Below are 14026 nucleotides of genomic sequence, written 5' to 3' on the forward strand. Positions count from 1 at the left end.
ATACTATGCTCTCTTTTTAGGTAAAATTTATAAATTATGGTTGACGTTATATATTTGTGGAGGTATGCTAGTTTCGAAAAATAACTAGGAGGTTTGTGTATGTTTAGGAAAAATAAGTTTATTGGCATGGGATTAGCAACTATCCTCATGTGTTCGGCATTCTCGGGAAGCTTCGCTTATGCGGAAGCTAAGTCCACTACGTACGATGCTGCTTTTTTTCAAAATCTCAAACAGCGGGCCATTGTCCATGAACTTCAAGAACACCAGATTGCCGTTAATCCGAAAGCATCTATTACTGAACTACTGAACACGGCCGATAGTACATCACTAAAGAGTAAAAATAATAGTGATCTACAACAAAATCTGGAGAAGCTTAACAAGTCGGAATACATATATCTTACGCTCGATGGAGAAGTATACAGCTCAGAAAAAGGTTATGTAGGCATGGCAGATAAAGTTGAATCAAAAGAAGATAGTGTAACGGATGCTACTTATATGAAAACAAACTCTTTGAGTGAACCAAGCAACAATCATGATGTTTCCAAATCAAGTAAAAATAATCCCACTCCATCGCAAGTGAGTGGAGGAACAACAGGAGCTTTTTCAAGGGTTCAATTGGATTATGATGGCTTTGATGGCGTGACTGGAAATTTTTGGCTTCCCTATGTTCATAGATTGGGAGATGGAGAGCAGCCGTGGTTCTACTTCGGCTTTGATTCAGCAAAAGGACGGGGAGTTGAAGGAGGATTTTCTTACCAGACTGGTCGGAAAGTTTGGCAGGGATATGTTAGAAACAGTAATCGGTTTGAATATTCTTACGGAACATGGTCAGAGGGAGCAGAAATCAAACCTATGAAATTCTACATTGACTCTAATTCTGGCGATTCTTATCTAATAGTTGGCTCCGAGAAAATTGTCGCTATGATGACTTTTTTTGATGAATCTGATTTTCCTTCGTTGTCTCTTAAAAGAGTTTTTTCAATAGCGAAAAATAACTTTGATGGGAACAATATTTATGGGGCGATAAGTGGGGATTTTTATAATTTACTAGTTTCTAAGGTGAACTCAGATTACTACTATTCTTGGGGGGATTACCCTGAATATTCATTGTGGGACGGGGAAAAATGGCATGGAACTATTGCTTGGCCTACTTATTATATTAAGTACTATGATCCCGACACTAGGATGGCTAGTTGGATTCAAAACCAAAATAGATGATTATCATATTTTTATGAATGGTAACTACGTTATAAGTTTATAGGAGAACGGTATGAAAACTAATTTTTTAATATGTTTTCTAATTACTTTATTGTGTTTAAATCCAATAGTAGGGGACGCAACTGCTAAATCTCAAGAAATCCCTATTCATTTTAAAGTAAACGATTTCTACATTTTATATACTCAACCTGAACCACCATTTGTTGATCCTAAAGGAAGGTTGTTAATTCCCCTCAAAGCGGTAAAAGATTTACTGGGAGGTAAGGTGGCGTACAATGCTATGAATAAAACGGCAACGGTAAATTTATTGGGGCGTAGCGTAGTAGTCACCATTGGATCAAGAGATATTTTTATCAATAATGAGCCCGTAACAATGGATACCGTACCTGTTATGAAAGAGAATGCTATGTTTCTCCCTATTTCAGTGTTGGTCAAGGATACGGATGCCAAGATGCAATGGGACTCAGAACGGGGCTTACTGAAGTTGGAACATGATAGTTTTAATAAAAGTCAGGTGCTTCTTAGCTTTTTGGGGCAAGATCTTGCGGAGGTAACGAATAAGGAAGCCTTTGACCTACACAGTTATGAATGGAATGGTGTAGGAAAGCTAATAATTCACGCAAACTATGATGAAAGCTTGAAATTTTCCGAGAAACAAGTGGACATCCGCCCTTTAATAATGTATGGGAAAACATTTACTATGGATCCTTACTCTAAATCTATACCAGGAAGCAAAATTCAATGTACAGGAAAAGGGAAGCTGACGTTAAAACGCGATTTTGGGAATATGGGTGAAAAGGTGCAATATATTATTGCAGCGGGACGACTTGTTGATTAGAGCGAAGAGTAAATTATACTGTATAACTTAACCTCACGGTATATAATAAAGAGAGACCGGATCCATAATGATCTGGTCTCTCTTTATATGAATATTTTGATTAGTATAATATAAACAAGTCATAATCTTAGAAGGTAATGATTTGACTGCTGTTCCCTTTATTGCGTATAGTTCCATCGATTCTATCAATGGACTCTTCGTCTTTAAGAAAATTAATAATGCCATCTGTCAGGTTGCTTCTTTGTAAATTTGACATTTTATTCCAATCATCCGGATTTACATACACATCCACGTTAGCTTTACTGCTGTCGCCTCTTACGCTGAAATCAAAGCCGTATCCGGCGTAGCTGCTGTATCTGTTGAATAAATCACGTTGGATACTGCTTGCGTCGAAAGATGTACCTACTTTTTTAATCGTAACATCGCCTCTGCTATTGGTTGTAAAGGTTGCTAATTTATCTCTATTACTAGAGTTCTTAACCGTACCCTCTACCTCGGCATCTTTGTACTCTTTCAAAATATCTTCAACGATATCTTCCAGATAGGTTCTTTGTTTGCTGCTGGATAAACCTTCCCATCTGGATTTCGTCATTTCGATGGTCACTGTAATATCCTTTTTGTTGCCACTGAGCTCAATATCCGAATTAGTATCGTAGTCATCGCTGTGATCATCGTTCAGCTCCTTTTGAAGATCCTTCAAGGTGCTAGAGCTGCTTTTGCTCGCGTCATCTTTTAGCGTCTGATTGTCTTTTTGCAGTTGAGCGATGGTAGCGTCTTTCGTTGTGTTTGCTGCTTTTGCTGTGTTGAGCTCTTGAGTCAGCGTCGTAATCTGGTTGTTCAGTGCTGTAACCGTAGATTGATCAATCGGAACACCATTGTCAGCAATGACTACGCGCTTGTTTGTGCCATCCCATGTTACTTTTTTATCCAAAGCTGTACCTGCCAGCTTCAGTGGGATATACGTAACGCCATCCAGCAGGAACGGTTCTGTTTTGGCATCAGAAGCAACCTCGGTTCCGTTGTAGATGATTTTGATATTGTTATATACTGCTTGGATCGGCTTAGTCACTTGTGCGGCATATGTGGATTGGCTGAAAAGAGCCCCGGATATGGCCAAGGCGGATACGGCAGTGATGATGACAGGTTTTTTGATAGATTTCAGTGATTTCATTCGTTGGTCTACCCCTTTATTTAAGAATTATAGCCTGGTTCATAGACTAGAGTAACATTAATGCCTACAAAATCCAACAGCTTGGAGAGTCATTATGGGTTGTGCTTATATTGGTTAGACGCAACAGCAACCGTAAAAGTTGCCCTGTTTGCGCAAAAGTTTTTCCAAAAGTATCCGAGCAACACAAAACAAGCCCGCTGCACAAGACAGCGAGACTTGTTGGTAAAACAGTGCGTCGAGGTTATCCATTCAGGATTATTTGCCGTCCTTCAGTTTGCCTGCTGTTTCCTGAAGATGGCCTTTGGCCTTATCCAGTTTACCTTCGGCTTGAAGGGACTTATTATCGGTAGCGTTCCCGATTTGGTCCTTGATTTCACCTTTGGCTTTGTTCACATTACCTTTGATTTTATCGCTAGTTCCGTTATCCTTCATGTTGTAGCCCTCCTTATGTGATCGAACTTTCATTCAGCATGCTGTAGTTAGTCATTACCCGAGCGAGGGTAATACGAAACCAGAGGCTGTATATCACAGACGGGGGTATAATGTTGGATACGGGTTAAATCAGAACGTGAAGTGGGGAGTGAGCGTATGCTCAAAATTTTATTGTTTATTCTTGTTATTCAAATTATTTACGTATCGGCGTATACACTGCGCATGATTCTGACGCTGAAAGGACAGAAGTACATTGCTGCGCTCATTAGCACCGTGGAGGTTACGGTCTATGTGTTGGGCCTGAACGTTGTGCTTAAGTATCTGGATCAAGTGGCAAGTCTTGCAGTCTACGCCATTGGCTATGCATTGGGCATTCTTATTGGAGCATGGATTGAGGAAAAAATAGCGCTTGGTTATGTCACCGTTAAGGTGATCAGTAATGAGATCAATGGAGGAATTGCCAATGCGCTGCGGGACAAAGGATACGGTGTTACAGCCTGGCTGGGCAGTGGGCGTGATGGAGAGCGCCTAGTGATGGAAATTTTGGCTAAACGGAAAAACCAGAATAAGCTGTACCAGTCCATTCTGGAGCTGGATCCTAAGGCTTTTGTCATTACGGTAGAGCCGAAGCAGTTTCATGGCGGCTTCTGGACCAAGGCTATCCGTAAATAAACATTTTGGTAAATTGCGCATATTTTTTGGAGGTTGGAGCATATTAATACCCGCACAGGTGAATTTTTCAAAAATCCAATAAGCGACTTCCATTGAACAAGATATAGATCGAATTGGTTTAGTTCGTCTATATCTTGCACTTCGGAGCGACTGGAATCGAATTTTTGAAAAAATAATGGCGCAGGTAGAAATTAACGGTAATCCGACAGGGGATATTACCCTATAAAAACCGAGGGGGGATATAGATGTACAGACGCCAGGCCCCGGAAATCATTCCAGAGGAAAATACGGCTATTTGGTCGTGTACAAACGAGGGTTGCAACGGTTGGATGCGAACGGATTTCACCTTTTTGAATGAGCCGGCTTGTCCACTTTGCCAAGCCTCGATGGGGCAGGAAATGCGAATGCTGCCGATTCTCAATCGGGCGGGCAATTCCTTTGTCGCCCAGCGCTCCTAATCCAGGATTTTGCAAAATCTACAATTGAATGTGAGTACGATGATCACACTGCAGAATTTATGAACGTCAAAAGCCGCTCCAGCGACATGCTGAGCGGCTTTTGGTTGTGGAAATTAGAGTAGGGGTGACCTGTCCCCAAAGTAAAATATGCATTGATCATGGTCTCTGGATGGGCTGCACGGAATCACGATATACAATATGTCCCTGCACCAGGACTCGACCAAAGCGGATGCCGGGATGGCTTATTTTTTTCATCATCGAATCAATCGCGGTACGTGCCATCTGCTCGATGTCTACTCCGACCGTGGTCAGTTGCGGAACAATAAGAGTGGCGTATACATCGTTGTCAAAGCCAACCACAGAGCAGTCTTCAGGTACGCGGTAACCCAGGCCAATGAGCTTATGCACCAGATTGTGAGCGACCTGATCGCAGTTACATACAAAGGCAGTTGGTAGCGGCTGAGGAAGCTCCATTTCAACATAAGTACCTTCATCGTCCCGGTCACTGAGCACCCACTCGTTACGGAGGGGCAACCTGTGCTCCAGCAAGGATTTATAGTAGCCGAGGAAACGATCCTGAATACTACTGGTGGAATAGATATTACCCACATATGCAATATCCCGGTGTCCCTGGGCGATCAAATAGTTGGTCAGCTCGTAGGCTCCGTAAAAATTATCCGTCACCACGGAGTCGATATCGGCATGTTCATCATAAAAATCGAGAAACATTTTGGGCAGGTCCATGGTTTGTACAAGCTCAATATATGGCTTGCTCACTTGGCCCAGGAGAATGAAGCCGTCCACCTTGCGGTCGTAATAGATACGTGGCAGATTAAGCTGTTCTTCGTCTTCGCGATGGAGGATGTGAAGGATGCCGTAGTAGCCATATGGCTCCAGTGCCCGTGAAATTTGCTGGTAGATGTGCAGATAAAACGATTGGCCGGGGCCGGTAAAACGTTCAGGGATGACAACACCAATGTTATAGGTGAGGCCCTCCTTCATGGACTTGGCAACGGTATTGAAACGGTAACCCATTTCGCCCGCGAGCGTCTTAATACGCTCTTTTAGCTCCTCGCTAACCCCATCCTTGTCATTGAGCGCCTTCGACACGGTCACGCTGCTTACTCCCAGCTTATCTGCAATATCCCGCATCGTTACGTTGCTCTTCATTCCTGTTCCGCCTTCCAATTTTAAAAAGATAAGCATTTTGCCTAATCCAGAGAATGGATGCAAAATGCTGGGGAATATATCAGTAGCTTAGCCGCCTGTAAAAATCCAAAAAGATTTAGCAGGGTTGCTGTCCTGTAAAGATACAAAGACTGGCAGCATGGCTGCCCATAGAACAACTGTTAGCCTGCGGGTAACAGTTGTTCTATGGATAGTATACATGGTTCCGCAAGCAGGATAAAGCCTGCGGCTTATGTCCGCTGGGAAGGACGGGAGTGTGCTTGCAATAGCGCTTCATTGTGGTGAATCAGCTCACGGCGAACAGCGGCGCTGCTGAGAGAGCGCAACGGGTCGGATGGTGTATTGAAGGTGTAGTCCTCCAGTCGAGCGATGGTGGTCGTCGCTACGTGGATACGGGTATCACTGGATGCGTAGTAAATAAAGACTTCATCTTGTTCGTTAACGACTGCCCCATTGCAAAAAATAACATTCGAAACGTCGCCCACGCGTTCCTCATCATAAGGAGCCAGAAAGTGCCCGCCGGGCTTGGCGATGACGCGCGTGGGGTCTTCCAGACTGGTGGCAAAGGTATACAGCACATACCGCAGCCCGGCGGCCGTATTGCGTACCCCGTGAGCGATATGAATCCAGCCGCGACTGGTTTTGATCGGGGCAGGGCCCTGACCATTCTTGGCTTCGTACACCGTATGATAACAACGCTCATCAATGACGGTTTCGTGTTCAATCACGGGTTGTGTAATATCTTTGCACAGGCCGAAGGCGATGCCACCGCCCGAGCCGGTGGAAATAAATCCGTCCTGGGGACGAGTATAGAAGGCGTAGTGACCGTCCACAAATTCAGGGTGCAGAACAACGTTGCGCTGCTGTGGGGACTGGGTAGTGATGTTGGGAAGCCGGGTCCATGTACGAAGATCACGAGTACGGACCAGTCCGGCCTGAGCGACAGCACTGGACGTATCGTGAGGTGGCGCGCCAGGGTCTTTTTTCTCTGAGCAATAAATACCGTAAATCCAGCCGTCCTCATGCTTCACCAACCGCATATCGTACATGTTTGTTTCTTCTGGGTCGATATCCTCCCAGACTAGGGGGGCGTCAATGAATCGAAATTGATCAATGCCGTTATCGCTCTCTGCCAAAGCGAAAAATGACTTTCGATCCAGTCCCTCGGTACGCGAAACAAGAATGTATTTTCCTTCATGATAGATTGCTCCTGGATTCAATGCCGCATTTACACCCAGCCGCTCCATGAAAAAGGGATTAGTTTGCGCATCCAGATCAAACCGCCAGTGAAGTGGAACATGATGGCGTGTGAGCACTGGGTAGAGATAGCGTTCGTAGATACCATTATAAAAGGTAGTTTTGACCTCATTGGGGCGTGTAATCAGTTCCTCTTGCTGCAATAGCAGCTCATTGTATTTGTTATGGATCATTGGTTCTCCATCCTTTCTAGCATTTCTATGCAAAATCGGCTGTTGTGATAAGGGCACTTCCAAGGGCCTGCAATCTCTCTCGCATCAGGCTTACCATCCGCTTGAACTGACCAGAACCATTCGCCTCCGGGGCGCGGATCGATGATATATTGCCGGGTATAGGACCATAGATTTTTCACAATTTGCAAAAAACGTTCGTCTTTTGTACGTTGAAATGCATTGTAAAAACCAACCATTCCCTCGGCCTGTACCCACCAGATACGTGAGGTGTCTACCCGCTCTCCTTCCCGCTCGTTGATGAGCGATCCGTCCGGCTGAACAGCGCGCTCTGCTACCGCATTGGCAATATCCATCACCATATCCACGTATTCTGACGGGTAATAACCCAGCACATTCATAGCGTCCTCAATCAACCAGCTGGCTTCGATGTCGTGACCATATGAGGTCAGGTCAAGCAGAGAGCGCCATTCACGATCGAAGAATACCCCCAATCGTCGGGCAGAAGCATCGTAAACACGATGATATAAAATGTCCAGTACGTTCGTCAGCGCATCTCGAACCTCTTCATTTGGCCAGACGCGCAGCAATTGGGTATACGCCTCCAAAACATGAATATGCGTATTCATGGTGATATGCGCGGTAACCCCATTTTCGCTGAGTAGCTCATTAGGCTGCGTGTTCCACAAGCGGTCATATTGTTCGCCGTATGCCTGGCGGGTGCGATCATATCCTTTTTGCTCCAGCAGGTGGAACAGCTCCATAGCTAGTGGCAATGCATTCGGGTCGTCTGTGGCACGTGCATACTCTGCTAGCGCATAGATCGCGAATGCCTGCGCGTATACATGCTTGCACGTGTCCACGGGTTGCCCGGTGTAGTCCACCATCCAGTACATTCCTCCATGTAATGGATCAAGCAGGTGATCTCGCAAGAAAGTGAATGCATGTCGTGCGGCTTCTGCATAGGTATTTTCCCCTGTTACACGGGCAGCCGCCGAGAATGACCAGAGTAGCCGTGCAGTGGCAATCCCGCCTTTGTCGGCTTGGTTATGAGTGTGCAGATCCACATCCACCTCGCCGTAAAACCCACCGTGTGTCTGATCCTTCAGTCCAAGCCAGAATGGGAGTATGTGTTCCTTCCATTCCTGTCTAATTTCGTCCAGTAGTGTTTCCAAGAGACAAAGCCCCCTTCGGAAAATAAGTTATTAAGTTATCGTTAACTTTACAGAAGTATCATATCTAGGTGTTTGTAAACTGTCAACTATTCTCGTCTTGTGTTTGTTTATAAGATAATAGCCTAGTGTACTGTACAAAAAAATAATGTAATTGACATAGTAAGCGTTATCATAATAAAATAACTTTTGTTAGCTTAACGATAACCTTATTCAAAAAAATGGGAGGGGTCGTTTCATGAAGTTGTCTAAAGTTTTGATGCCATTGTTGTCAGTACTACTAGTAGCAGGTTTGTTTGCAGGCTGTACTCCAAAAGCATCGGATACACCAGCAGCCAGCTCTGATCCAAAGGATGTGGAAGGTGAAATTACGGTTATCACACAGCGGACAGATATTGTGGATACGGTGTTTCAGGACTACGCCAAGGAATTTAACAAGCTTTATCCGAACGTGAAGGTCAATTTTCAGGCATTGGCCGATTATGAGGGCCAAATTAAAATCCGGATGGGGACCAGGGATTACGGAGATGTTTTGCTGATTCCTGGCAGTATTCCAGTTGAAGAGCTGCCCAATTTTTTCGAGCCACTGGGTACTTATGAGGAGATGAAAAACAAGTATACCGGCCTTGAAGAACGTACGGTGGATCATAACAGCTACGGTATTCCGATTGCGATGGTTTACTCTGGTGTGATTTATAACAAAAAGGTGTTCAAGGACGCAGGAATCACGCAGCTTCCCAAAACACCGGACCAATTCCTAACAGCGTTACAGCAGATTAAGGACAAAACCAAGGCAGTGCCGCTGTTTACGAACTATGCCTCTGGTTGGGCACTGACCCAGTGGGAGTCTAGTCTGGCAACATTGGCGGGTACGAAGGAATACGTAAATGTCACACAGCCGAATACAGATGACAATTTCACGAAGGGCCAGCCCCACTATGAACTGTATAAGGTCTTGTACGATGCAGCTAAAAAAGGCCTGATTGAAAAAGATCCAACGACTACGGATTGGGAGACCTCCAAGGCGGATCTCGCTCAAGGCAAAATCGGTGCGATGGTACTTGGCTCTTGGGCGATTGACCAGATCAAAAGCACAGCTCCTAACAAGGATGATATCGGTTTTATGCCTTTTCCGACGAATGCCTCCAAGGTACTTGTACCGCTAGCGGGTGATTTTAATCTCGGTATTAACGTAAACAGTGAAAATAAAGCGGCGGCCCGTGCCTGGGTGGACTGGTTTACCGAAAAGTCCAACTATGCTGTAGAGCAGGCAGGCAGTATTAGTCCGCTGAAGGGTGCCCCAATGCCTAGCATTTTGAAGCAGTACGAGGATCAGGGAGTCGTTTTTGAAACGCTCACTCCGTCCCCGAAAGGACAGGAAGGAATTGTTGATAAAATAGATAAAATGGGCGAAATTGGTTTGTGGCAGCCTGATTTCAAGAAACGCATTATTGAGGCAGCGGTTGGTAACCGCCCGGAATCGTATGATGCCATTATGAAGGATCTGAACGATGCATGGGTGAAGGCGCGTGCTGAAGTGGCTGCAAAGGAAGCAAAATAGCCATCTGAACTGACGAGAAAAGAAAGGATCGACGTAGCAGTCGATGGACGGATAGCCAGGAGGTGCAGCATGTTAAAATTTTCGAATCTCAGCTACTCCAAACAAAGATTGGCGATTATTGTTGCCTTTTCATTTATTCCGCTAGCGCTGCTGATCACTTTTGCGTACTTGCCGGTGATCAATATGTTTAAGTACAGCTTTTCGGACTGGAACGGCTATAGTAAGCGTCTGGAATATGTGGGTTTTGAAAACTATATCAAAATCTTTACCGACCCCGAGTATTTCTCGGTGTTTAAGGTCAGTCTGTATTACTTTGTAGCCACGTTTGTACAGATGGGTCTGGCCCTTTATTTTGCAACCATTCTCAGCTTTCAGACCTGGTTTAAAAATTTCTTTAAAGGCGTTTTGTTTTTTCCTTCCCTGATGAATGGGGTGGCCATTGGTTTTATTTTTCTTTTCTTTTTTAAGCCAGACGGCACGCTCGATACACTGCTTCAGGCGATGGGGCTGGGTTCGTATGTCAAGCTGTGGCTGGGCAACCCGGAGATTATCAATATTTCGCTGGCAGGTACGTCGATCTGGAGATACATGGGCTTTAACTTTATTGTGTTTCTCGGTGCGATTTCTTCCATATCCAGTGATCTGTATGAAGCAGCCGATATCGATGGAGCCAACCGCTGGCATCAGTTCCGTTCAATTATTCTGCCGAGCATCAAGCGGATTTTGCAGTTGAACCTCATTTTGGCAATTAGCGGTGCGGTCAGTGCATTCGATATTCCGTATATTATGACCGGTGGCTCCAACGGTAGCGAAACATTCGTCATTCAAACTCTTGATGTGGCATTCAAATACAGCAAGGTCGGTTTGGCCTCGGCGATGGCGGTTGTTCTGCTGCTGATTGTAATCGCTGTTACGCTGCTTCAACGGTTGCTAATTCGGGGAGAGGAGGACTAATCATGTATAAGCTGAAAAGAATACTGGCTAGCAGCATCAAGTATGCCGCGCTACTACTAGGTGCGTTCATTGCACTGCTGCCGATTGTCGTAATCTTGTTTGCATCTTTGAAGACGAAGACTGAATATGCGGCAACCAGTCCTCTGACTCCCCCCGTGAACTGGCTGAATTGGGCTAACTATACCAAAGCCTTTATTAACGGAAATATGCTGACCGGATTTGTGAACACAGCTTTTATCCTGTTGATTTCGATCATCGGAGCTACGTTAACGGGTTCCATGATCGCGTATATTTTGAACCGTTTTAAATTTAAGGGCAAAAGTCTTATGCTCGGAGCGTTCCTGCTCGCGACCCTCATTCCGGGGGTAACGACACAGGTATCGACATTTCAAATTATCAACAAGCTGGAGCTGTTTAACACGCCTTGGGCGGCGATCTTGCTGTATTTGGGAACGGATATTATTGCGGTGTATATTTTTCTGCAATTTCTGGATTCCATTGCGGTGGCGCTGGATGAATCGGCCATGCTGGATGGGGCCTCCTATCTGACGATCTACTGGCGCATTATCTTGCCCCTGCTGAAGCCTGCCATTGTGACGGTGATCATTATCAAGGGCGTTAATATTTACAACGACTTTTATACCCCGTTCCTGTATATGCCCAAAACAAGCCTTCAGGTCATATCGACGGCGCTGTTCAAGTTTAAAGGGCCATATGGCTCGCAATGGGAAGTCATTAGCGCGGGCATTATCATTGCCATTATTCCGACGTTGATTGCGTTTTTATCATTACAAAAATATATCTATAACGGATTCGCGCAGGGTTCGGTGAAATAGAATAATGGCGAAATAGAAGATTCGGTGAAATCAAGTATCTCGGTGAGAGGGGAATAAACGTATGAATAAATGGGATGTGGATTTGGGAGTAAATAGCGTACGAATTGTGGGAAATAGTCTGCCGGAAATGCCGTGGCAGGATAAGCCTGAAGGCAGTGAGGCTCCGGTATGGAGACATAGTGAGAATCCGGTCATTGGGCGTAATCCGGTACCAGGCATTGCCCGTATTTTCAACAGCGCAGTAGCTCCGTATGAGGGACGGTTTGTAGGGGTATTCCGGGCTGAAACGATTAATGGACGTCCGCATTTGCATCTAGGCTGGAGTGAGGACGGGTTGGCTTGGGACATTGAGACAGAACGTCTGCATTTGGTTGACGAGGAAGGGAACGATTACCAGCCTAATTATGCTTACGATCCGCGTTTGGTCCGCGTGGAGGATACGTATTATATCATCTGGTGTACAGATTTTTACGGTGCAGCGTTGGGGATAGCCCAAACAAAGGATTTTAAAAGCTTTGTACGATTGGAAAATCCGTTCCTGCCGTTTAATCGCAATGGTGTGCTGTTGCCCCGTAAGCTAAATGGAAACTTTATGTTGCTATCCCGTCCGAGCGACAGCGGACATACACCGTTTGGCGACATTTTCCTAAGTGAAAGTCCTGACTTGGTCTATTGGGGCAAGCACCGTCATGTCATGAGCAAGGGCGGACAGGGCTGGTGGCAATCGGTAAAGATTGGCGGCGGACCGGCTCCGATTGAGACGACCGAGGGTTGGCTGATGTTCTACCACGGGGTGACGGGCACGTGCAATGGGCTGGTATACAGTATGGGCGTAGCCGTTCTTGACCTGGATGATCCGTCTAAAGTTAAATATCGTTCCTCTAATTTCGTGCTGACCCCAGAGGAATGGTACGAAGAACGGGGCTTTGTGCCGAATGTGGTGTTCCCGTGTGCTACGCTGCATGATGCGGACACCGGGCGGATTGCGATTTATTACGGAGCCGCTGATACGTATGTAGGTATTGCATACACGACAGTGTCCGACATTATGAAGTATGTGATCGCAACGGATGAAGTGGTCGCAGACGACCGTGAGTCGGGCCGGATGTAGGAGGAACTTGAATGCCAGAGGATATGTCTTTACAGCAATTGCAGTCGTATATGGGGAGTAACCCGAAGCCGCCAGACTTTGACGCATACTGGGAACGGGCATTACAGGAGCTGGCTCGGCAGCCGCTTGATTATACACTAGAGCCTGCTGATTTTGTCTCTCCGATGGTGGAGTGTTACCATCTATATTTTACTGGAGTGGGCGGAGCAAAGGTTCATGGGAAGCTGGCTCGTCCCAAGCACCTTACGGAACAAGGGCCAGCGTTGGCCATGTTTCATGGATATTCCTGCGACAGTGGCGACTGGTTCGACAAGGTGAGCTATGCGGCACACGGATTCACCGTACTGGCCATGGATTGCCGGGGGCAAGGAGGCCTGTCTGAGGACAATTTGCAGGTTCAAGGAACGACGGTTCGCGGCCATATCATCCGTGGAATTGACGACCCGGACCCGGATCGGTTGTATTACCGCAATGTATTTTTGGATACCGTGCAGACGGTGCGTATTCTAATGTCTATGGAGCAGGTCGACCCTGAACGGATTGGCGCATTTGGCTGCTCCCAGGGAGGGGCCTTAACGGTTGCCTGCGCTGCATTGGAGCCACGTGTCCGTATGGCAGTTCCGGTATATCCATTTCTGTCGGACTATAAAAGAGCTTGGGCGCTGGATGCCACTACATCTGCATATGAAGAACTGGTTTATTATTTTCGTTGGTTTGATCCGAATCATATGCGCGAGGAGGAGCTCTTTCACCGACTAGGCTACATCGATATTCAACATTTGGCAGATCGTATTCGTGGTCGTGTGTTGTTTGTGACGGGGCTGTCGGACATCATCTGTCCGCCTTCTACGCAGTTTGCGGTGTACAATAAAATTGTATCAGACAAGGAAATACTCCTGTATCACGAATACGGTCATGAGTACCTACCTTATCTGTCGGATCGTGCTATGAGCGAATTTTTGCGGCTGTAGGGGGGTTGAACTTAGCC

General features: G+C 45.9%; 14 protein-coding genes. 9 read left to right on the plus strand and 5 right to left on the minus strand.

Annotation, left to right across the window (positions count from 1 at the left end; all coding sequences use genetic code 11):
* Positions 1-99 precede the first annotated feature (99 nt).
* Together ACQW03_RS12615 and ACQW03_RS12620 are read left to right on the plus strand one after the other, a co-directional pair.
* A complete protein-coding gene (locus tag ACQW03_RS12615) occupies positions 100-1218 on the plus strand; it encodes a hypothetical protein (RefSeq protein WP_441949956.1) in 1119 nt (372 codons plus the stop codon).
* Positions 1219-1270: 52 nt separating this feature from the next.
* The gene (locus ACQW03_RS12620) at positions 1271-2056 is read left to right on the plus strand and encodes a copper amine oxidase N-terminal domain-containing protein (RefSeq protein WP_441949957.1); all 786 of its coding nucleotides are present in this window, start codon (positions 1271-1273) and stop codon (positions 2054-2056) included.
* Positions 2057-2183: 127 nt separating this feature from the next.
* Here ACQW03_RS12620 and ACQW03_RS12625 read toward each other — a convergent pair whose 3' ends face one another.
* Together ACQW03_RS12625 and ACQW03_RS12630 are read right to left on the minus strand one after the other, a co-directional pair.
* A complete protein-coding gene (locus tag ACQW03_RS12625) occupies positions 2184-3227 on the minus strand; it encodes a stalk domain-containing protein (RefSeq protein ID WP_441949959.1) in 1044 nt (347 codons plus the stop codon).
* Between the two features lie 255 nt (positions 3228-3482).
* A complete protein-coding gene (locus tag ACQW03_RS12630) occupies positions 3483-3659 on the minus strand; it encodes a CsbD family protein (RefSeq protein ID WP_013312524.1) in 177 nt (58 codons plus the stop codon).
* A gap of 156 nt (positions 3660-3815) precedes the next feature.
* Between ACQW03_RS12630 and ACQW03_RS12635 the strand changes: the two genes are divergently transcribed.
* Positions 3816-4331, plus strand: coding sequence for a DUF2179 domain-containing protein (locus tag ACQW03_RS12635; RefSeq protein WP_023990890.1), 516 nt, complete (start codon positions 3816-3818; stop codon positions 4329-4331).
* A 245-nt stretch (positions 4332-4576) separates the two neighbouring features.
* Positions 4577-4789, plus strand: a complete 213-nt coding sequence (locus ACQW03_RS12640; protein ID WP_023990889.1) for a cold-shock protein — start codon at positions 4577-4579, stop codon at positions 4787-4789.
* A gap of 156 nt (positions 4790-4945) precedes the next feature.
* On the opposite strand, the gene ACQW03_RS12645 is transcribed toward ACQW03_RS12640, so the two are convergent.
* The 3 genes from ACQW03_RS12645 to ACQW03_RS12655 all read right to left on the minus strand — a co-directional run bounded on the left by ACQW03_RS12645 (position 4946) and on the right by ACQW03_RS12655 (position 8579).
* Positions 4946-5959: a substrate-binding domain-containing protein gene (locus ACQW03_RS12645; RefSeq protein WP_441949962.1), complete on the minus strand. Its 1014-nt coding sequence runs from the start codon at positions 5957-5959 to the stop codon at positions 4946-4948.
* A 248-nt stretch (positions 5960-6207) separates the two neighbouring features.
* On the minus strand, positions 6208-7407 hold the full coding sequence (locus ACQW03_RS12650) for a glycoside hydrolase family 130 protein (RefSeq protein ID WP_076292754.1): 1200 nt from the start codon (positions 7405-7407) through the stop codon (positions 6208-6210).
* A complete protein-coding gene (locus tag ACQW03_RS12655) occupies positions 7404-8579 on the minus strand; it encodes an AGE family epimerase/isomerase (protein ID WP_441949964.1) in 1176 nt (391 codons plus the stop codon). Before ACQW03_RS12655 ends, ACQW03_RS12650 begins: the two co-directional genes overlap by 4 nt.
* A 235-nt stretch (positions 8580-8814) precedes the next feature.
* Between ACQW03_RS12655 and ACQW03_RS12660 the strand changes: the two genes are divergently transcribed.
* The 5 genes from ACQW03_RS12660 to ACQW03_RS12680 all read left to right on the plus strand — a co-directional run bounded on the left by ACQW03_RS12660 (position 8815) and on the right by ACQW03_RS12680 (position 14009).
* Positions 8815-10137, plus strand: a complete 1323-nt coding sequence (locus ACQW03_RS12660) for an ABC transporter substrate-binding protein (protein ID WP_071643782.1) — start codon at positions 8815-8817, stop codon at positions 10135-10137.
* Positions 10138-10206: 69 nt separating this feature from the next.
* On the plus strand, positions 10207-11091 hold the full coding sequence (locus ACQW03_RS12665) for a carbohydrate ABC transporter permease (protein WP_028540811.1): 885 nt from the start codon (positions 10207-10209) through the stop codon (positions 11089-11091).
* Positions 11092-11093: 2 nt separating this feature from the next.
* The gene (locus ACQW03_RS12670) at positions 11094-11927 is read left to right on the plus strand and encodes a carbohydrate ABC transporter permease (RefSeq protein ID WP_023990883.1); all 834 of its coding nucleotides are present in this window, start codon (positions 11094-11096) and stop codon (positions 11925-11927) included.
* A gap of 61 nt (positions 11928-11988) precedes the next feature.
* Complete coding sequence (locus ACQW03_RS12675; protein ID WP_441949968.1) at positions 11989-13038, plus strand: glycoside hydrolase family 130 protein; 1050 nt, start codon at positions 11989-11991, stop codon at positions 13036-13038.
* An 11-nt stretch (positions 13039-13049) separates the two neighbouring features.
* A complete protein-coding gene (locus ACQW03_RS12680) occupies positions 13050-14009 on the plus strand; it encodes an acetylxylan esterase (RefSeq protein WP_441949970.1) in 960 nt (319 codons plus the stop codon).
* Positions 14010-14026: the final 17 nt, after the last annotated feature.

The sequence above is a fragment of the Paenibacillus sp. DRB1-1 genome, from assembly GCF_052119485.1.
In the GTDB taxonomy this organism is placed as follows: domain Bacteria; phylum Bacillota; class Bacilli; order Paenibacillales; family Paenibacillaceae; genus Paenibacillus; species Paenibacillus polymyxa_B.